Genomic DNA, 18,605 nt, shown 5'->3' on the forward strand with positions numbered 1-18,605 from the left:
ATGCTCACGGCCGTCGACCACGTCCAGCTCGCCGCCCCGCCCGGCTGCGAGGACGCCCTGCGGGCCTACTACGCCGGTGTCCTCGGTATGACGGAGGTCCCCAAGCCGCCCGTCCTGGCCGCCCGGGGCGGCTGCTGGTTCGAGGCCGGCACCGTCCGGCTCCACCTGGGCGTGGAAGAAGACTTCAGGCCCGCGAGGAAGGCCCACCCGGGCCTGCGGGTCACGGACATCGAGGCGTACGCCGCCCGGCTGGCATCCCGTGGCGCCCCGGTCACCTGGGACGACGACCTCCCCGGCCACCGCCGCTTCTACTCCGAGGACCCGGCGGGCAACCGGCTGGAGTTCCTGGAACCGGTCGGCTGATCTCAGGAAGGCGTGCGGCCCAGGTGGGTGACGAGGATTCGGATGACGTCGGACTCGATGACGTACAGGACCCGGTAGTCATCGACGCGCAGGCGGCGCAGATCGGGCGACCCGTACGGCGTCGACCCCGCCGGGCGGGGATCGTCCGCCAGCTTGTCGATGGTGTCCAGGAGCACGGTGAGGCCACCAGGGTCCTCTTCCAGGAACCGCGCCGCGGCGTCGAGGGCGTGCGGTTCGAAAATGATCTCGTAGGTCACTTCTGTTCGAGCCCCAGCCGCTTGCGTACTTCCGCCATCGGGATGCCCGGTCCGAGCGTCCCCTCCGCCTTGCGTCGCTGGTAGTCGGCAACGGCCAAGGCGTCCTCGAGATCCTCTATCACCTGCGGGGACACCAGCAGTGCGGCCACGTGCCCGTGGTCGGTCAGGGCGATGGTCTCGCGGCTGTGGGCCGCCCGGCGTACCAGGTCGCCGAGCTGGGAGCGGGCAGCGCTGATCGCAATCTCAGTCATGCGCGAATCGTGCCACAAGATTAATCTCGTGGTCTATTGATGTCACTCTAAGGAGTGGTCTCAGCTCTTCCGGTGCCCTATCAGACGCGGCTTCGGCTCCAGGCCGTCCAGGCCGTGCCAGGCCAGGTTCACCAGGTGGGCGGCGACCTCCGCCTTCTTCGGGCGGCGTACGTCCAGCCACCACTGGCCGGTCAGGGCGACCATGCCGACCAGGGCCTGCGCGTACACCGGCGCCAGCTTCGGGTCGAAACCTCGGGACTTGAACTCGCGGCCCAGGATGTCCTCCACCTGGGTGGCGATGTCCGAGATCAGGGACGCGAAGGAACCCGTGGACTGCGGGATGGGCGAGTCACGGACGAGGATGCGGAAGCCGTCCGTGTACTCCTCGATGTAGTCCAGGAGGGCGAAGGCCGCCTGCTCGCACAGCTCCCGCGGGTGCCCGGCCGTCAGCGAGCCCGTCACCATGTCCAGCAGCCGCCGCATCTCGCGGTCCACCACGACGGCGTACAGCCCCTCCTTGCCGCCGAAGTGCTCGTACACCACCGGCTTGGACACCCCGGCCTTCGCCGCGATCTCCTCCACCGACGTGCCCTCGAAACCCTTCGCGGCGAACAGGGTGCGACCGATCTCCAGCAGCTGCTGGCGGCGCTCGGCACCGGTCATCCGGGTGCGACGCGCACGCCGCGGCTTGTCATTGCTGGGGGTGCTGGAGTCGGTCGCCACGCTGTCAATCATGCAGCCTCGGCGGTTTCCTTCCGGCGCCGGGAGCCGCCTTCGCCGGTGTTGCGCCGGGAATCGATACGCGAGCGTGACGGCCAGCGCACGTCGTACGCCCAGCCCAGCTGCTCGAACCAGCGGATGATCCGCGCGGAGGAGTCCAGCTGGCCGCGCTCCACGCCGTGCCGGGCGGAGGTCGGGTCGGCGTGGTGCAGGTTGTGCCACGACTCGCCGCAGGAAAGGATCGCCAGCCACCACACGTTGCCCGAGCGGTCCCGGGACTTGAACGGCCGCTTGCCCACCGCGTGACAGATCGAGTTGATCGACCAGGTGACGTGGTGCAGCAGCGCCACCCGGACCAGTGAACCCCAGAACAAGCCGGTGAACGCGCCCCACCACGACATCGTCGCCAGAGCGCCGATCAGCGGCGGCAGCCCCAGGGACACGACCGTCCACAGCACGAACTGGCGCGAGACCGCCCGCATCGCCGGGTCCTTGATCAGATCCGGCGCGTACTTGTCCTGCGGGGTCTGCTCCTCGTCGAACATCCAGCCCACGTGGGCCCACCACAGGCCCTTCATCAGCGCCGGGACCGTCTCCCCGTACCGCCACGGCGAATGCGGATCACCCTCGTGGTCGGAGAACTTGTGGTGCCTGCGGTGATCGGCGACCCACCGCACCAGCGGGCCCTCCACCGCCATCGACCCCGCGACGGCCAGCGCGATCTTCAACGGCCGCTTCGCCTTGAAGGAGCCGTGCGTGAAGTGCCGGTGGAAGCCGATCGTGATGCCGTGGCAGCCGAGGAAGTAGAAGAAGACCAGCAGACCGAGGTCCAGCCAGCTCACCCCCCACCCCCACGCCAGCGGCACGGCCGCCAGCAGCGCCAGGAACGGGACGGTGATGAAGAGCAGCAGTGTGATCTGCTCGATCGAACGCTTCTGCTCACCCCCCAGCGTGGCGGAGGGCAGCGCGCCGACGGCCGCCTCCGGGGCGTCGTCGATCACATCGGAGGAGCTTGTGGTCATGGGCGTCCCCTGTGGGGTCGAGGGTCGAGACAGGTGCCGGGGGCTGCGCAACCGTCCAGCTCCTTACGGTTCCGTAACCTACGGCGACGTAAGTATGGCAGTGCGTGGCCACGCGGCAAGAGCCCCTGGCCTGCGCGTCCCACCCTGGACCTAGACTGAGTCCCGGTCGGACAGCGCGGTCCGCTGAAGAAGATTCCTTCCCGGATGCCCGGCCCGTATGCGGCACCCGCCGCGCGGCACCCGTCCGGGTCCCCTCTCAGAAGAGCCCACCCGTCGCCCACCACCGCCCTTCCAGGGAGTCGCTGGCGCGACGCACTCCGGATTACTGCAAGGAGCCGCACCTGTGAGCAGTGCCGACGACCAGACGACGACCAGCAGCGAGCTGCGCGCCGACATCCGCCGACTGGGTGACCTCCTGGGGGAGACCCTGGTGAGGCAGGAGGGCCCCGAACTCCTCGACCTGGTCGAGAAGGTGCGCCGCCTGACCCGCGAGGACGGCGAAGCCGCAGCCGAGCTGCTGCGCGGCACCGAACTGGAGACCGCGGCCAAGCTGGTCCGCGCCTTCTCCACCTACTTCCACCTCGCCAACGTCACCGAACAGGTCCACCGCGGCCGCGAACTGCGCGCCCGCCGCGCCGCCGAGGGCGGCCTGCTCGCCCGCACCGCCGACCAGCTCAAGGACGCCGACCCCGAGCACCTGCGCCAGACCGTCCAGCACCTCAACGTGCGACCGGTGTTCACCGCCCACCCCACCGAGGCGGCCCGCCGCTCCGTCCTCAACAAGCTCCGGCGCATCGGCGCCCTCCTGGAGACCCCGGTCGTCGAGACCGACCGCCGCCGCCTGGACACCCGCCTCGCCGAGAACATCGACCTCGTCTGGCAGACGGACGAACTGCGCGTCGTCCGCCCCGAACCCACCGACGAGGCCCGCAACGCCATCTACTACCTGGACGAACTCCACGCCGGCGCCGTCGGCGACGTCCTGGAGGACCTCACCGCCGAACTGGAGCGCGTCGGCGTCAAGCTCCCCGACGAGACCCGCCCCCTCACCTTCGGCACCTGGATCGGCGGCGACCGCGACGGCAACCCCAACGTCACCCCCGCCGTCACCTGGGACGTGCTGATCCTCCAGCACGAGCACGGCATCAACGACGCCCTCGACACCATCGACGAGCTGCGCGCCTTCCTGTCCAACTCCATCCGCTACAGCGGCGCCACCGAGGAACTGCTCCAGTCCCTCCAGGCGGACCTGGACAACCTGCCCGGGATCAGCCCCCGCTACAAGCGGCTCAACGCCGAGGAGCCCTACCGGCTCAAGGCCACCTGCATCCGGCAGAAGCTCGTCAACACCAAGCTGCGCCTGGCCGAGGGCACCCCGCACCTCGCGGGCCGCGACTACCTCGGCACCGCCGAACTCCTCGCCGACCTCCGCCTGATCCAGAACTCCCTGCGCGAGCACCGCGGCGGCCTCTTCGCCGACGGCCGCCTCGGCCGCACCATCCGCACCCTGGCCGCCTTCGGCCTCCAGCTCGCCACCATGGACGTCCGCGAACACGCCGACGCCCACCACCACGCCCTCGGCCAGCTCTTCGACCGGCTCGGCGAGGAGTCCTGGCGCTACGCCGACATGCCCCGCGAGTACCGCACCAAGCTGCTCGCCAAGGAACTCAGGTCGAGAAGGCCGCTCGCCCCGTCCCCCGCCCCCGTGGACGAGGCCGGCGCCAAGACCCTCGGCGTGTTCGCAACGGTCAAGCGCGCCCTGGACGTCTTCGGCCCCGAGGTCGTCGAGTCCTACATCATCTCCATGTGCCAGGGCGCCGACGACGTCTTCGCCGCCGCCGTCCTCGCCCGCGAGGCCGGCCTGCTCGACCTGCACGCCGGCTGGGCCAAGATCGGCATCGTGCCGCTCCTGGAGACCACCGACGAGCTGAAGGCCGCCGACACGATCCTGGAGGACATGCTCTCCGACCCGTCCTACCGGCGCCTGGTCGCGCTGCGCGGCGACGTCCAGGAGGTCATGCTCGGCTACTCCGACTCCTCCAAGTTCGGCGGCATCACCACCAGCCAGTGGGAGATCCACCGGGCCCAGCGCCGACTGCGCGACGTCGCCCACCGCTACGGCGTACGCCTGCGCCTCTTCCACGGCCGCGGCGGCACCGTCGGCCGCGGCGGCGGCCCCACCCACGACGCGATCCTCGCCCAGCCCTGGGGCACCCTGGAGGGCGAGATCAAGGTCACCGAGCAGGGCGAGGTCATCTCCGACAAGTACCTCATCCCCTCCCTGGCCCGGGAGAACCTGGAACTGACCCTCGCGGCCAGCCTCCAGGCCTCCGCCCTGCACACCGCCCCCCGCCAGTCCGGTGAGGCCCTCGCCCGCTGGGACGCGGCCATGGACGTCGTCTCCGACGCCGCCCACGCCGCCTACCGCAGGCTCGTCGAGGACCCCGACCTGCCCGCGTACTTCTTCGCCTCCACCCCCGTGGACCAGCTCGCCGACCTGCACATCGGCTCCCGGCCCTCCCGCCGGCCCGACTCCGGTGCCGGGCTGGACGGCCTGCGCGCCATCCCGTGGGTGTTCGGCTGGACCCAGTCCCGGCAGATCGTCCCCGGCTGGTTCGGCGTCGGCTCCGGCCTGAAGGCCCTGCGCGAGGCGGGCGTACGGCAGGAAGGGGACACGGTGCTCGACGATATGCACGAGCGCTGGCACTTCTTCCGCAACTTCATCTCCAACGTCGAGATGACCCTCGCCAAGACCGACCTGCGCATCGCCCAGCACTACGTCGACACCCTCGTGCCCGACGAGCTGAAGCACGTCTTCGACGTCATCAAGGCCGAGCACGAACTCACCGTCGCCGAGGTCCTGCGCATCACCGGCGAGAGCGAACTCCTCGACGCCGAGCCCGTCCTGAAGCAGACCTTCGGCATCCGCGACGCCTACCTCGACCCGATCTCCTACCTCCAGGTCGCCCTGCTCAAGCGGCAGCGCGACGCGGCGGCGGCCGGACAGGAGACCGACCCGCTGCTCTCGCGGGCCCTGCTCCTGACCGTCAACGGAGTCGCGGCCGGCCTGCGCAACACCGGCTGACCGCCCCGCACACGACGGTGCCCCCGGTTCACCCGAACCGGGGGCACCCCCATGCCCTCACGCCCCGTGCCTCACAACGCCACGAACGCCGCCGTCAGCAACGCGATCCCCGCCCCCGCCAGCACCCAGGCCGCCCGCGCCCGCCGCAGCCCGCCGGCCACCACCACCGACGCCAGCAGCAGCGCCCCGCCCAGCGGCGCCCACGCGTACAGGACACCCGCCCAACCCGAGCGCAGCACCTCGTCCGTGCCCGGCTTCACGACGACGTCGTACGTCCGCCCCTTGCGCACCGCCACCGTGTGCGCGATCTCCACCCGGCGGGCCGCCGACCCCGCCGACGCGGGCGTGTACGGGCCGCTGCACGCGTCCTCCCCGCACCGGGTGACCTCGACCCTCCCGCGCTCCCGGCCCTTGGTCAGCATCACGTACGGCGCACTGCTCCACGACGCCCACACGCCCGCGACCAGGATCAGCACCGCGACCGTCCCCATCGCGGCCACCCGCCCGAACCGCAGCGCGGCGTGGGAGGCCTGGCGGGCCTGGCGGGAGGCGCGGGCCTGACGGGAACGAGGGGCGCTGGCAGCGGCAGGCATGGCCGGGATCATTGGCCATGTCCCTACGCCCGGTCAACTCCTTGGCGTGCGGGCGCGGGACAAGTCAGGAGTTGTACGCACTCTGCGCCCGCTCAAGACCCTCCGCGAGCAGACACTCCACCGAATCCGCCGCCCGGTCCACGAAGTAGTCCAGCTCCTTGCGCTCCGCCGAGGAGAAGTCCTTCAGCACGTAGTCCGCCACCTGCATCCGGCCCGGCGGACGCCCGATCCCGAACCGCACCCGGTGGTAGTCCGCACCCATCGCCTTCGTCATCGACTTCAGACCGTTGTGCCCGTTGTCACCGCCGCCCAGCTTCAGCCGCAGGGTGCCGTAGTCGATGTCCAGTTCGTCATGGACCGCCACTACGTTGGCCAGCGGCACCTTGTAGAAGTCCCGCAGCGCGTTCACCGGACCGCCCGACAGGTTCATGTACGACATCGGCTTCACCAGCACGACGCGGCGGCTGTCCGGACCGGGCGGACCGACCCGGCCCTCGACCACCTGCGCCTGCGCCTTGCTCGCCCGCTTGAACCGGCCGCCGATGCGGTCGGCCAGCAGATCCACCACCATGAAACCGACGTTGTGCCGGTTCATGGCGTACTCCGGTCCGGGATTGCCGAGGCCCACGATCAGCCAAGGCCCGCTCGCGGAAGTCGCCGGGGTGGTCACAGCCATCTCTCCTTGATACGCGCCGACCGCCGCCCCCAGAAGGAAGCGACGGCCGGCGAACTGCGCGGGTGGGTGAGAGGATCAGGCCTCCGCGGCCTCTTCGCCCTCGCCCTCCTCGCCCGCGGCGGACTCCTCGGCCTGCGCGGCCAGGACCTGGAGGACGACGGCGTCCTCCTCGACGGCCAGGGTCACGCCGCCCGGCAGGGTGATGTCCTTGGCGTGGATCGAGGCACCGGCCTCCAGACCCTCCACGGACACGGTGACCTGCTCCGGGATGTGCGTGGCCTCGGCCTCGACCGGCAGCGCGGCCAGGACGTGCTCCAGCAGGTTGCCGCCGGGGGCCAGCTCGCCCTCGGTGTGCACCGGGATCTCGACCGTGACCTTCTCGCCACGCTTGACCAGCAGCAGGTCGACGTGCTCCAGGAAGCCCTTCAGCGGGTCGCGCTGCACGGACTTCGGGATCGCCAGCTCGTTGGTCTTGCCGTCGATGTCCAGCGAGATCAGGACGTTCGGCGTACGCAGGGCGAGCAGCAGCTCGTGGCCCGGAAGCGTCAGGTGCAGCGGCTCGGAGCCGTGCCCGTACAGCACACCGGGAACCTTGTTGTCACGGCGGACACGACGCGCGGCACCCTTGCCGAACTCGGTACGCGTCTCGGCGGAGATCTTCACCTCGGACATGCTCTTCACTCCTCGTAGAAACAGGGGATGGTGGTCACCCGGCCACACGAACGGCCTGCTACGAAGAGCGCGTCGATAACGGACCGCCGTACCCGTCCGAAAACGGCTACGGCCTCCCTCGCCGAGCAACTGCAGCAGTCTACTCGGCAAGGGAGGCCGAACCCAAAACGATCTCCGGTGATCTCCGGAACCGCGAGAATGATCGTTACTGCTCGCCGATCATCACCGCTCGCCGAGTCACCACAGCACCGATGGCAATCACCGCACGATGGCCGTCACCGCACGAGGGCCATCACTGCTCGTCGAAGAGGCTCGTCACCGAACCGTCCTCGAACACCTCACGCACCGCACTCGCGATCGTCGGCGCGATCGACAGCACCGTGATCTTGTCCAGCTCCAGCTCACTCGCCGTCGGCAGCGTGTTCGTGAACACGAACTCGCTCACCTTCGAGTTCTTCAGCCGGTCCGCCGCCGGACCCGACAGCACACCGTGCGTCGCCGTCACGATGACGTCCTCCGCACCGTGCGCGAACAGCGCGTCCGCCGCCGCACAGATCGTGCCACCCGTGTCGATCATGTCGTCCACCAGGACACAGATCCGGCCCTCCACGTCACCGACGACCTCGTGCACGGTGACCTGGTTCGCCACGTCCTTGTCCCGGCGCTTGTGCACGATCGCCAGCGGCGCACCCAGCCGGTCGCACCAACGGTCCGCCACCCGCACCCGGCCCGCGTCCGGCGAGACCACGGTCAGCTTGTCGCGCTCCACCTTCGCGCCCACGTAGTCCGCCAGCAGCGGCAGCGCGAACAAGTGGTCCACCGGACCGTCGAAGAAGCCCTGGATCTGGTCCGTGTGCAGATCCACGGTGAGGATCCGGTCCGCCCCGGCCGTCTTCATCAGATCCGCCACCAGACGCGCCGAGATCGGTTCACGCCCGCGGTGCTTCTTGTCCTGCCGCGCGTAACCGTAGAACGGCACGATGACCGTGATCGAACGAGCCGACGCACGCTTCAGCGCGTCGATCATGATCAGCTGCTCCATGATCCACTTGTTGATCGGAGCGGTGTGGCTCTGGATCAGGAAGCAGTCCGCGCCACGGGCCGACTCCTGATAGCGGACGTAGATCTCGCCGTTGGCGAAGTCGAAGGCCTTCGTCGGGACGACCCCGACACCCAGCTTGTGGGCGATTTCCTCGGCAAGCTCGGGGTGGGCGCGGCCGGAGAAGAACATCATCTTCTTCTCGCCGGTCGTCTTGATCCCGGTCACAGCACTGTCTCCTCAGAGGGTGTACGCAGCTGGATGTCGAGAAGACCTCGTCAACCGTGCAACCGTGCGCGAGAGGCCGTCTCAGCTGGTGGGGTGCGGGTGTGCACTTATCACGGTACGCCGTGTTCGACGCGCCCGTTTCCGGTCAGTCTTCGCTCTCCGCCTTCGGCGACGCCGCCTCGGCCGCCTTCGCCGCCGCGCTCCCGGGCCGCTTGCGCGCCACCCAACCCTCGATATTCCGCTGCTGGCCACGGGCCACGGCCAGCGAACCGGGCGGCACATCCCGAGTGATCACCGAGCCGGCGGCGGTATAGGCACCGTCCCCGATCGTGACAGGAGCCACAAACATGTTGTCCGAACCCGTACGGCAGTGAGCCCCCACCGTGGTGTGATGCTTGTCCTGCCCGTCGTAGTTCACGAACACACTCGCCGCGCCGATGTTCGAGTACTCACCGATCGTCGCGTCCCCCACGTACGACAGGTGCGGCACCTTCGTGCCCTCGCCGATCCGCGCGTTCTTCGTCTCGACGTACGTACCCACCTTCGACTTCACGCCGAGACGCGTCCCCGGCCGCAGATACGCGTACGGACCCACCGACGCCTCCGGACCCACCACGGCCCCCACCGACACCGTGTTGTCCACCCGCGCCCCCGCACCCACCCGGGTGTCGGTCAGCCGGCTGTTCGGCCCGACCTCCGCGCCCTCGGCCAGATGCGTCGCCCCGTGCAACTGCGTACCCGGATACACGACCACGTCCTGCTCGAACGTCACCGTCACATCGACCCACGTCGTCGCCGGGTCCACCACCGTCACACCCGACAGCATCGCGGCCGTCAGCAACCGGTCGTTCAGGATCCGGCGCGCCTCCGCGAGCTGCACCCGGTTGTTGATCCCCGCGATCTCCCGGTGATCCCCGGCCACGCACGCCCCCACCCGGTGACCCGCGTCCCGCAGGATCCCGAGGACGTCGGTCAGGTACTCCTCGCCCTGGCTGTTGTTCGTACGCACCTTGCCCAGCGCGTCCGCCAGCAACCGCCCGTCGAACGCGAACACCCCGGAGTTGATCTCCCGGATCGCCCGCTGCTCCTCGCTCGCGTCCTTGTGCTCCACGATCGCGGTCACCGCACCGCTGGCGCCGTCGCGCACGATCCGGCCGTACCCGGTGGCGTCCGGGACCTCCGCGGTCAGCACGGTCACCGCGTTGCCGTCCGCGCCGTGCGCGGCGGCCAGGCTCCGCAGCGTCTCACCGGTCAGCAGCGGGGTGTCGCCGCAGACCACGATCACGGTCCCGTCGACGGCACCGCCCAGCTCCTCCAGGCCCATCCGGACCGCGTGCCCGGTGCCCTTCTGCTTCTCCTGCACGGCGGTACGCGCCTGGGAGTCGGCCTCGGCGAGGTGCGCGGTCACCTTCTCCCGCGCGTGCCCGACCACGACGACCAGGTTCTCGGGCTTCAACTCACGCGCGGCGGCCAGCACATGACCGACCAGGGAACGGCCGCAGATCTCATGCAGGACCTTCGGTGTGGCCGACTTCATACGGGTGCCCTCACCCGCTGCGAGGACGACGACGGCTGCCGGGCGAATGGCGCTCACGGGATGCCCTTCGGCTTTTGGGTGAGGTGGACATCCGCAGGATACCGGGGCGGTTGAGGGGGGAGAGGAGAGCGGGTCCCGACCCTGTCTGGGTCAGGACCCGTGGCTGGGCTCCCGGGGGAGGACTCGAACCCCCATAAGCGACACCAAAAGACGCTGTCCTGCCCTTAGACGACCCGGGATGGCCACTATGTCCGGTTCGATGAACCGGACGGGAGTGCAGCACCTACTATGCCGTACCAGGCGCCCTCAATGCGACGGTACAGCTCGGCGCTCTGTCGCACCTTGATGGCGAAGCAGCCGCGGTATGTGTCGCCTGTGTTCTTGCGAACGGTCGTGGGCTTGTGCCTCTTGAGGACGGTCTTGCCCAGGAGTGACCTGTCCACGCCGACAAGGCTGGCCCAGTACTGCTCAGCCGCATCGACATCGGCGGTTTCGTGGATCATGACTCGGCAGTGCAGCCGGTCGCGGTGCACGCCGAGGAGGTCCAGCCAGGCGAGGAAGACTCTGATCATTTCGGAGTCGCTGTTGACGAACTCCACGCTTTCGCGGCGAGCGTGCGGTTTGTCCTTTGTGCCCTCGGCCCAGTACAGGCCCACGCCCAGGAGAAACAGCTCGCGCTCGGAGAGCTCGCCCACTGCTGCGGCCGCCGTCTGTTTGGCCTCCTTGCGCTCGCAGTTCTGGGATGCGCGCAGTCGCGCAAGCCCGGCGTTCATGCGTGCTCGTTGTTCTTCGGGCGTGCACTGGGGCTCCGGTTTCGGCAGGTCCCGCACCCACAGCGAGACGGAGCTCTTGGAGCACCCCAGCTCCGCCTGAATCTGGTTGTACGTCCACCCCTGCCTGCGCAGCTCCCGCGCCCGCTCGCGCATGTCGTCCTTGGCGCGCGGGCGCTTCGTCCAATCCGGAGGGGGTTCGCCCTCGACGAGGCGTTGGAGCGTCTCCTTGCTGTGAATCTGCAGCTCGTCCCGGATCTGCCGAAGGCTGTACCCCTCGCGCCGCAGCGCGACTGCCTGCTTCCGCAGGCCTTCGAAGTCGGCGTATTTGCCGTATGGATGTGCCATGGGCATACCGTCCGGCCGGAATGTCGGCCTCCGGGGTCGAACGGGAGATGTTCACCAGTTCGAGGGAAATCGACCGCATTGGCTACCTGTCGATCACCCGCTGTGATCGGTGCTCCCTGCGCGAAACTCGCCGGAAATGCTCCCTCGTGCGCCCGTAGGCTGGACGCATGACCACGACGGGGGAAGCGCGCGCCACGGCTGTGACCGGGCCGTGGTGGTGGGCGCGGTGGCGTAGTGCGCTGTTCGACGGGAGTCTGGCGCTGGCGTCGGCGGCGGAGTGTGCGGCGGAGGGGGTGCCGTTCGCCCGGGATGCCGGGATTCCGGTGGCCGCGGGGGTTGTCTTCGGGTTGCTGTGCGGGGTGGTGCTGCTGGTCCGGCGGCGGTGGCCGATCGCCGTCGTGCTGGTGGCGATCGCCGTCACGCCGGCCCAGATGGGCTTCCTGATGGGGATCGTCGGGCTCTATACGCTCGCCACGTGTGAGCTGCCGCGGCGGGTCATCGGGGCGCTGGCCGGGATGTCGCTGGTCGGGACGATGGTCGTGACGTTCGTGCGGGTGCGGCAGGACATGGCGCGGGGTGATTTCACCCTGGGTGACTGGTTCGTGCCGTTCGCTGCGGTCACCACTTCTCTCGGGCTCACGGCGCCGCCGCTGCTGCTCGGTCTGTACGTGGGTGCCCGGCGGCGGCTGATGGAGTCGCTGCGGGAGCGGGCGGACAGCCTGGAGCGGGAGCTTCAGCTGCTCGCGGAGCGGGCGGAGGAGCGTGCGGAGTGGGCGCGGAGCGAGGAGCGCACCCGGATCGCCCGGGAGATGCATGACGTCGTCGCGCACCGGGTGAGTCTGATGGTGGTGCATGCCGCGGCTTTGCAGGCGGTGGCCCGCAAGGATCCCGAGAAGGCCGTGAGGAACGCGGCGCTGGTCGGGGACATGGGGCGGCAGGCGCTGACGGAGTTGCGGGAGATGCTGGGCGTGCTGCGCAGCGGGGAGGGTCCGCAGCCCGCTGCGCCGGGGCGGGCGACGGCCGCTGTGCCGCTGGTCGCGGTGGGGGTGGCGGCTGCCGCGGCGGCGTCCCGTGCCGCGGGTGAGCCGGGGGGCGGCGGGGAGGGGCCGTGTCTGGCGGAGCTGGAGGAGCTGGTCGGGCAGTCGGCCGCGGCGGGCATGGTGGTGGACCTGTCGGTGGAGGGCGAAGTGCGGCCGTACGGGGCGGAGATCGAGCAGACGGCGTACCGGGTGGTGCAGGAGGCGCTGACGAACGTCCACAAGCACGCGGCGGGTGCGAAGACGCGGGTGCGGCTCGCGCACCGGGGCTCGGAGATCGCGATGCAGGTGGAGAACGGGCCGCCGCCGGAGCCGGGGTCGGCGTCGGCGGCGCGGTTGCCGTCCGGCGGGAACGGTCTGGTCGGGATGAAGGAGCGGGTCGTGGCGCTGGGCGGTGTGTTCGTGTCGGGGCCTACGGACGCGGGGGGTTTCCGGGTGTCGGCGGTGATTCCGGCGTAGGGCCGCGCCGTGCCGGTCTCCGCGTCCGCTGTGCGGTGTGGTGCGGTGGGTTCAGCCGGTGGTCAGGCGGACCGGTGCCAGGCCGGAGACGAGGGTGGACAGGGCGTGGTCGATGTCGGGGCCGAGGTACCAGTCGCCGGTGTGGTCCAGGGCGTAGGCGCGGCCTTCGGCGTCGATGGCCAGCAGGGTCTGCGTGTCGCTCTCGGCGCCCAGTGGGCAGACGTCGGTGCCGAGGGCGCGGCCGAGGTCGCCGAGGGTGCGGGCGAGGTGGAGGCCGTGCAGGGGGTCCAGGTCGAGGGTGGCGGGGGCGATCTGGCGGCCGGGGCCGGTGGGGGCGATGTGCAGACCGCCGAATTCCGCCCAGGCCTCGACGGCGGCGGGGAAGACGGTGTGGCGGTGGCCGGCCGGGGAGGCGTGCTCGCGCAGGGTGTCGGCCCAGATCTCGGCCTGCTTTATGTCCCAGCGTCCGGGTTGCCAGCCGGCGGCGCGCAGGGCGGTGTCGACGGGGGTGGCGAAGCGGGAGGGTGGTCCCTCCGGTTCGGCCGGGGGTGACGGTTTTGCCGAGAGTCGGGTGGAGCGCTTGGCGGAGGCGCGGCGGTCGGCTTGCATCGGCCCTTCGTTCGTCCTGTCGTCTCGTGCGGGGTGTGGGTGCGGGCGCGTCAGGCCTTGTTGCCGGCGGGGTCGACGATGTAGACGCCGAAGTGGGCGCTGAGCGCGGTGCAGGCGCGGCAGGGGGTGGCGAAGGTGCCGTGCAGGGGGTCGCCGTCCTCGCGGATGCGGCGGGCGGTGAGCTTCGCCTGTTTGAGGGCCTTGCGGGCTTCGCCGTTGGTCATGGGTTTGCGTGAGGCGCGTTTGCTGCGGGTGGCGTCGACGGTGCTGATGTGCCGTGAGATGAGGATCGTCTCGGCGCAGCGGCCGGTGAAGCGGTCGCGCTGGGCGCTGGTGAGGGTGTCGAGGAAGTCCTGTACGAGGGGGTGCAGGGCGGGGGGTTCCTCGCCGCGTGCGGCGGTGCCGGTGAGGGTGGTGCCGCGGACCGAGAGTGCGGCGGCGATGGTGGGGAGTATGCCGTCGCGGCGGTGACGGAGGGTGGGCGCGTGCGGTGCCTCGCTGCTGCTCCAGCCGATCCGCGGGTCGCCGGAAGCGCTGGTCTGCGGTCCCGTCTGCGTCGCGTTCATGATCATCGTTCCCCTCCCGAGCATCCCCCCGAAGGACACAGAGTGCCAAATCGCGTGGCCCGTGGGGAAGCTGGGGCGGTGCGACACGCCCGGTTCTGGGCGGTGTGTCACGGTGGGGTGACGCCTGGTCACGGTCGGGTGGAGAGGGGTGGGGGCGGGGGGTCGGGCCGTGCGCGGGCGGTGGGTGGTGGCCCGGTGACCGGTGTCGTCGTACCGCATAGGCTGTCGGCACGCCGCGCTCGCGCGGTCGGCGCGTTGGGTCGACGCGTCGCAGAGAAGCAGTCGCAGAGAAGTAGTCGATACGGGTCTCGGTGGGCGGAGCGGGAAGCCGCCCGGCCGCGGGCCGTACAGAGTGCCGCAGGGGGCAACCGCCATGACGACAGGTCGGCTCGGGCTGGGGGTACCACCCGGCCGCCAGGGTGGAGGGCAGGCCGCGCCGCCGAACGCGGCCTACGCCGGGCAGATCGTGCACTTCCCGGACCCGGTCCGGGCGGCCCGTCACCCCAGAGGTGTGCGGGTGGACGAGCGCGGTTACCCCGACTTCTCGCCGTACGCGCGGGCGGCGGCGCAGATCGCGGAGCCGCCGGAGGGTTTCGGCGTGGACGAGTTGCGGCTGACGGACTACGTCTCGGCGAACGCGGCGCTGTCGGCGACCGGTCACGACCTGTGGGACACGGTGCCGAGCGTGGCGACGCCGCACGGCTGGACGTGGCACCACGTGGTCGGTACCCGGCGTCTGGAGCTGGTTCCGGTCGAGGTGAAGGCGTTGTTGCGCCACCACGGCGGGATCGCGACCGCGAACGTCGACCGGACGAAGCGGGGCACGCGGCCGTTGGAGGAGACCCGGCCGGCGCACTTCCGGCTGCCCAAGTCGGGTGTCGCGGTCTCGGAGCAGCAGGTGCAGGGGGTGGAGGAGGACCTGGGGTACCGGCTGCCGGGCGCCTACCGCTCCTTCCTGAAGGCGGCGGGCGGGTGCGCGCCGGTGGGTACGGCGCTCGACGCGGAGTTGGGTCTGCTGATCGACCAGCCGTTCTTCACGGTGCGTGAGGAGGCGGCGGTCAACGACCTCGTGTACGTCAACAAGTGCCTGCGCGACCATCTGACCAAGGACTACCTGTGCGTGGGTTTCGTCCAGGGCGGTCTGCTCGCGGTGAAGGTGAAGGGCGAGCGGCTCGGGTCGGTGTGGTTCTGCGCGTACGACGATGTGCGGGACGTGGATCCGGCGTGGCCGCAGGCGGAGCGGGTGGAGCGGTTGCTGCTGCCGTGCGGTGAGGATTTCGACGCGTTCCTGTCCCGGCTGGCGGGCTCCCCGCCGGAGTTGGAGACGGTGGCGAACCTGATGGTGGACGGCGGATTCGCGCATGCCGTTCCGGTCTCTTCCGTGGGGGAGTGAGCTCGGCGATGGTGACGTTCGCGCAGGCGCAGGAGCGCGCCGAAGAGTGGATCAACGGTGATGTGCCGTCGTACCAGCACCGTGAGGTGCGGGTACGGGAGTTCGAACTCGGGTTCGTGGTGTGGGCCGAGGACCGTGCGGAGGGCCCGCGTTCGGACGGGGGCAGGCAGCGGCTGGTCCTCGCCCGGGACAGCGGCGAGGCCACGTTGTGGCCCGCGCTGCCGGTGGGCGAGGTGATCCGCCGGTACGAGGAGGAGTACGGCCGTCCGGAGCCCGCCGCCGACGCCGCCCCGGCGGCGCCCGCCCGGGTGGATCTGAACCAGACGTCGTTCCTGCTCAGTCCGCCGGAGTGGTTGCAGGAGGCGGCGGACAAGCTGGGGATCCCGGACCGGCGGGGAGAGGCCGGTCCGGCGCCGGCAGCGGCCGGGGCGGAGGCCGGTGACGCCGGTTCGGCGGGTGCTTCCGGTGCGGCCGGGGCACCGGCGGGCGCACCGGGCGCGCCGGCTGCGCCCGGTGTGCCGAGTACGCCCGGTGTGCCGAGTACGCCGGTGGGGGCGACCCCGTGGGCCGGGACCGACACCAACGCGGATGCTGGGGAGGACCGTTCCGTGCCGCTTCCGGCGACGGTGTTCGCGCCGCCGCTGAGCGAATCCGGCGACGGTACGCCGCCGGCCGCCGCGCCGGACGCCAAGACGGCGCTGATGGCGGGTGGCAGCGGGCTTCCCCGTACGGCGGTGGCACCGGCGTTCGATGAGACCGGCACACCTGCCGCACCTGCCGCACCTGCCGCACCTGCCGTACCTGGCGTCCCCGGCGTGCCGGGCACGCCTCAGGCCAGCACGCCTCCGCCTCCGCCGGGGAGCACCCCGCCTCCGCCGCCGGGTCCGTTCGGTCAGGGGGCTCCGCCGCCTCCGCCGCCGGGCAGCACGCCGGTCCCGGGAGCTCCGCCCCCGCCGCCGGGTGTGTCGTACGGCTACCCGCAGGGCCCCGGTGCTCCGGGCGTCCCGGCGACTTTGCCGCCGGGTGGTGCGCCGCCCGGCGCCCCGCACGCGCCCGTTCCCGGGGGCGGTCCGGCCGCCTCCGGGCGCCCGCTGCCGCCGAACGCCGGTGACATCGCCGACGCCGCGACGAGCAAGGCGGCCCCTCCGCCGCGCCGTGGCCGGGGCGCGTCGCCCACGCCTCCGCCGCCGGGCGCCCCCGGCACCCCGGGAGCGCGGCCGGGCGCGGCTCCCGCGCCGCTGCCCGCCGGACCCGCCGCGCTGGGGGTACCGGGCGGCACGGGCGGTGCGGGCGGGTACGCGCCGACGCAACTCGTCTCGTCGCTGGGCCCGGAGGGCCCCGGCGGCCCCGGCGCCCCGCAGCCGCCGGGCACTCCCGGCGCTCCTGACGCCCCCGCCGCTCCCGGCGCCCCCGCCGCTCCCGGCGTTCCGGGTGCGCCCGGTGGTACGCCCCCGGGTGGCGTCCACCACGCCGCCACGATGCTCGCCGACCCCGGCCGGGCCGGTGGCGGTGTCCCGCAGCCGCCCGGTGCCCCGAGCGCACCCCCGCCGCCGCCCGCTCCGGGTGCCCCCGGCGCTCCGCAACCGCCTGGCGCCCCCGGCGCCCCGGGTGTGCCCGGGGCGGGGCAGGGGGGCGTGCACCAGGCGGCGACCATGCTCGCCCCGCCCTCGTCCGGCGGACCCGGCGTGCCTCCGCCGCCGGCTCCGCCCGCGCCCCCGGGCGCTCCCGGGATGCCCCCGGGCGTCCCACAGCCCCCGGCCCCCGGCGCGATGCCGCCACCCGGCGCCATGCCGCCCCCCGGTCGGCCGCCGGCGCCGGGCCAGCCCATGCCGGGCCAGCCGCTGCCTGGGCAGCAGCCGCCCGCCTACGGTTACCCGCAGCAGGCGCAGCCGACCGTCGGCCCGGGCTACCAGGCCGTGTTGCGCTACCGCGCGCAGGACGGCTCCGAGCAGCAGCTCATCCGGCGTTCGGCGCCGGGCACGCCGCACCCGGAGTGGCAGATCTTCCACGAGCTGCGCGCCATGAACGTGCCGCCGGACCAGGTGCTGGAGCTGCACACGGAGCTGGAGTCGTGCCAGTTGCCGGGCGCGTACTGCGCGCGGATGATCCGTGAGCAGTGGCCGCAGGCGCGGATCACGTCGATCGCGCCGTACGGCACCGACCACGCCAGCCGCCAGCAGGGTATGGGGCAACTCCTGGCGCACCAGGGCGAGTTGCACCAGGTCGCCGACGGGCCCGCCCGGCCGGCGCCGGTGCGCGCACCGCTGCCGCCGGTGCAGGCGGTGCCGCCCGTTGCGCCGGAGGGGATCGCCCAGGAACTGGCGGCGGCCTTCGGCCCCGGTGTGTTCCGCTTCGAGCAGGCGGCGGTCTCCCGTCAGGGTGTGCCGCCGGTCGTGGCGCACACGCTGGTGGTGGCGGGCCTGCCGATGGACATGGGTCCCTTCTTCTGGGCGCAGGCCCAGCCGGGGCGTCCGGTGCCGACGCTGGCGGAGCTGGCGGCCGAGCGCGGGGTGCAGCCGGCGCCGGACGCGGGCTCGTACCTCGTCATGGGCAGCGACTTCGGCAAGGCGATCTGTGTCCAGTACGGCACGGCGAACATCGTGGCCGTGCCGGTGGAGGCGGGGCCCGGCGGTACGTCGGTGCCGCCGCAGTTCGTGAACACCGGGCTGCCGGAGTTCGCGCGCTGCGTGGCGCTGCTCGGCCGGATGTGGCGCTTGCGCTACGGCCTGAACCAGGAGCAGGCGGGCCGCTGGACCGTCGACTTCCAGGCCCAGCTCGCCTCCCTCGACCCGGCGGCGCTCGGCTCGCCGGAGAGCTGGTGGTCGGTGCTGCTGGAGCAGATGTGGGACGGACTGCTATGAGCCGCATGTGGGCGAGGGTGTGAGCGCCTGGGCGGCTGACGCCTGACGGAGCGCGGGGCCGGGCCCCGGGGGGGGTACCGGGCCCGGCCCTCAGTGTGTCAAAACCAAAAAATTGACCG

General features: G+C 71.6%; 17 protein-coding genes and 1 tRNA gene. 5 read left to right on the plus strand and 13 right to left on the minus strand.

Annotated elements, in window-relative coordinates; all coding sequences use genetic code 11:
* On the plus strand, window positions 1-363 hold the full coding sequence (locus AB0G56_RS35235; RefSeq protein ID WP_360978042.1) for a VOC family protein: 363 nt from the start codon (window positions 1-3) through the stop codon (window positions 361-363).
* A 2-nt stretch (window positions 364-365) separates the two neighbouring features.
* Here the strand turns inward: AB0G56_RS35235 and AB0G56_RS35240 are convergent, their stop codons facing one another.
* Genes AB0G56_RS35240 through AB0G56_RS35255 form a run of 4 tightly spaced genes read right to left on the minus strand, consistent with a single transcriptional unit; the run spans window position 366 to window position 2,613 of the window.
* Window positions 366-620 carry a type II toxin-antitoxin system RelE/ParE family toxin gene (locus tag AB0G56_RS35240; protein ID WP_360978045.1) on the minus strand — a complete coding sequence of 85 codons (255 nt, stop codon included), beginning with the start codon at window positions 618-620 and terminating at the stop codon, window positions 366-368.
* Window positions 617-871, minus strand: a complete 255-nt coding sequence (locus AB0G56_RS35245) for a type II toxin-antitoxin system Phd/YefM family antitoxin (RefSeq protein WP_360978048.1) — start codon at window positions 869-871, stop codon at window positions 617-619. The genes AB0G56_RS35240 and AB0G56_RS35245 overlap by 4 nt, the downstream gene beginning before the upstream one ends.
* Before the next feature lie 60 nt (window positions 872-931).
* Window positions 932-1,606, minus strand: a complete 675-nt coding sequence (locus tag AB0G56_RS35250) for a TetR/AcrR family transcriptional regulator (RefSeq protein ID WP_360978051.1) — start codon at window positions 1,604-1,606, stop codon at window positions 932-934.
* Window positions 1,603-2,613, minus strand: coding sequence for an acyl-CoA desaturase (locus tag AB0G56_RS35255; protein WP_360978054.1), 1,011 nt, complete (start codon window positions 2,611-2,613; stop codon window positions 1,603-1,605). Before AB0G56_RS35255 ends, AB0G56_RS35250 begins: the two co-directional genes overlap by 4 nt.
* Before the next feature lie 343 nt (window positions 2,614-2,956).
* On the opposite strand from AB0G56_RS35255, the gene ppc reads away from it, so the two are divergent.
* Window positions 2,957-5,698, plus strand: coding sequence for a phosphoenolpyruvate carboxylase (gene ppc, locus AB0G56_RS35260; RefSeq protein ID WP_360978057.1), 2,742 nt, complete (start codon window positions 2,957-2,959; stop codon window positions 5,696-5,698).
* 71 nt (window positions 5,699-5,769) lie between these two features.
* Here ppc and AB0G56_RS35265 read toward each other — a convergent pair whose 3' ends face one another.
* The 7 genes from AB0G56_RS35265 to AB0G56_RS35295 form a co-directional block, all read right to left on the minus strand.
* Complete coding sequence (locus tag AB0G56_RS35265) at window positions 5,770-6,291, minus strand: hypothetical protein (protein ID WP_360978060.1); 522 nt, start codon at window positions 6,289-6,291, stop codon at window positions 5,770-5,772.
* Between the two features lie 64 nt (window positions 6,292-6,355).
* Complete coding sequence (pth, locus tag AB0G56_RS35270; protein WP_360978064.1) at window positions 6,356-6,967, minus strand: aminoacyl-tRNA hydrolase; 612 nt, start codon at window positions 6,965-6,967, stop codon at window positions 6,356-6,358.
* A 75-nt stretch (window positions 6,968-7,042) separates the two neighbouring features.
* On the minus strand, window positions 7,043-7,639 hold the full coding sequence (locus tag AB0G56_RS35275; protein ID WP_360978067.1) for a 50S ribosomal protein L25/general stress protein Ctc: 597 nt from the start codon (window positions 7,637-7,639) through the stop codon (window positions 7,043-7,045).
* Window positions 7,640-7,931: 292 nt separating this feature from the next.
* Entirely contained in the window at window positions 7,932-8,906 is a 975-nt protein-coding gene (locus AB0G56_RS35280; protein WP_360978070.1) for a ribose-phosphate diphosphokinase, read from the minus strand.
* A 145-nt stretch (window positions 8,907-9,051) separates the two neighbouring features.
* Entirely contained in the window at window positions 9,052-10,500 is a 1,449-nt protein-coding gene (gene glmU, locus AB0G56_RS35285) for a bifunctional UDP-N-acetylglucosamine diphosphorylase/glucosamine-1-phosphate N-acetyltransferase GlmU (RefSeq protein ID WP_360978072.1), read from the minus strand.
* Window positions 10,501-10,611: 111 nt separating this feature from the next.
* A tRNA-Gln gene (locus tag AB0G56_RS35290) sits at window positions 10,612-10,682 on the minus strand.
* A gap of 6 nt (window positions 10,683-10,688) precedes the next feature.
* Window positions 10,689-11,561 carry a hypothetical protein gene (locus tag AB0G56_RS35295; RefSeq protein ID WP_360978075.1) on the minus strand — a complete coding sequence of 291 codons (873 nt, stop codon included), beginning with the start codon at window positions 11,559-11,561 and terminating at the stop codon, window positions 10,689-10,691.
* 167 nt (window positions 11,562-11,728) lie between these two features.
* Between AB0G56_RS35295 and AB0G56_RS35300 the strand changes: the two genes are divergently transcribed.
* Window positions 11,729-13,057 carry a histidine kinase gene (locus tag AB0G56_RS35300; RefSeq protein ID WP_360978078.1) on the plus strand — a complete coding sequence of 443 codons (1,329 nt, stop codon included), beginning with the start codon at window positions 11,729-11,731 and terminating at the stop codon, window positions 13,055-13,057.
* 51 nt (window positions 13,058-13,108) lie between these two features.
* Here the strand turns inward: AB0G56_RS35300 and AB0G56_RS35305 are convergent, their stop codons facing one another.
* Window positions 13,109-13,666, minus strand: coding sequence for an SUKH-3 domain-containing protein (locus AB0G56_RS35305; RefSeq protein ID WP_360978080.1), 558 nt, complete (start codon window positions 13,664-13,666; stop codon window positions 13,109-13,111).
* Window positions 13,667-13,716: 50 nt separating this feature from the next.
* Complete coding sequence (locus AB0G56_RS35310; RefSeq protein ID WP_360978083.1) at window positions 13,717-14,232, minus strand: YwqJ-related putative deaminase; 516 nt, start codon at window positions 14,230-14,232, stop codon at window positions 13,717-13,719.
* A 373-nt stretch (window positions 14,233-14,605) separates the two neighbouring features.
* Here AB0G56_RS35310 and AB0G56_RS35315 point away from each other — a divergent pair, with 373 nt between their 5' ends.
* Both AB0G56_RS35315 and AB0G56_RS35320 read left to right on the plus strand, forming a co-directional pair.
* Complete coding sequence (locus AB0G56_RS35315) at window positions 14,606-15,625, plus strand: SMI1/KNR4 family protein (protein ID WP_360978086.1); 1,020 nt, start codon at window positions 14,606-14,608, stop codon at window positions 15,623-15,625.
* Window positions 15,626-15,633: 8 nt separating this feature from the next.
* Entirely contained in the window at window positions 15,634-18,486 is a 2,853-nt protein-coding gene (locus AB0G56_RS35320) for an SUKH-4 family immunity protein (RefSeq protein WP_360978089.1), read from the plus strand.
* The last annotated feature ends 119 nt before the right edge of the window (window positions 18,487-18,605 follow it).

It is taken from the genome of Streptomyces sp. NPDC021356 (genome assembly GCF_040641015.1).
In the GTDB taxonomy this organism is placed as follows: Bacteria; Actinomycetota; Actinomycetes; order Streptomycetales; family Streptomycetaceae; genus Streptomyces.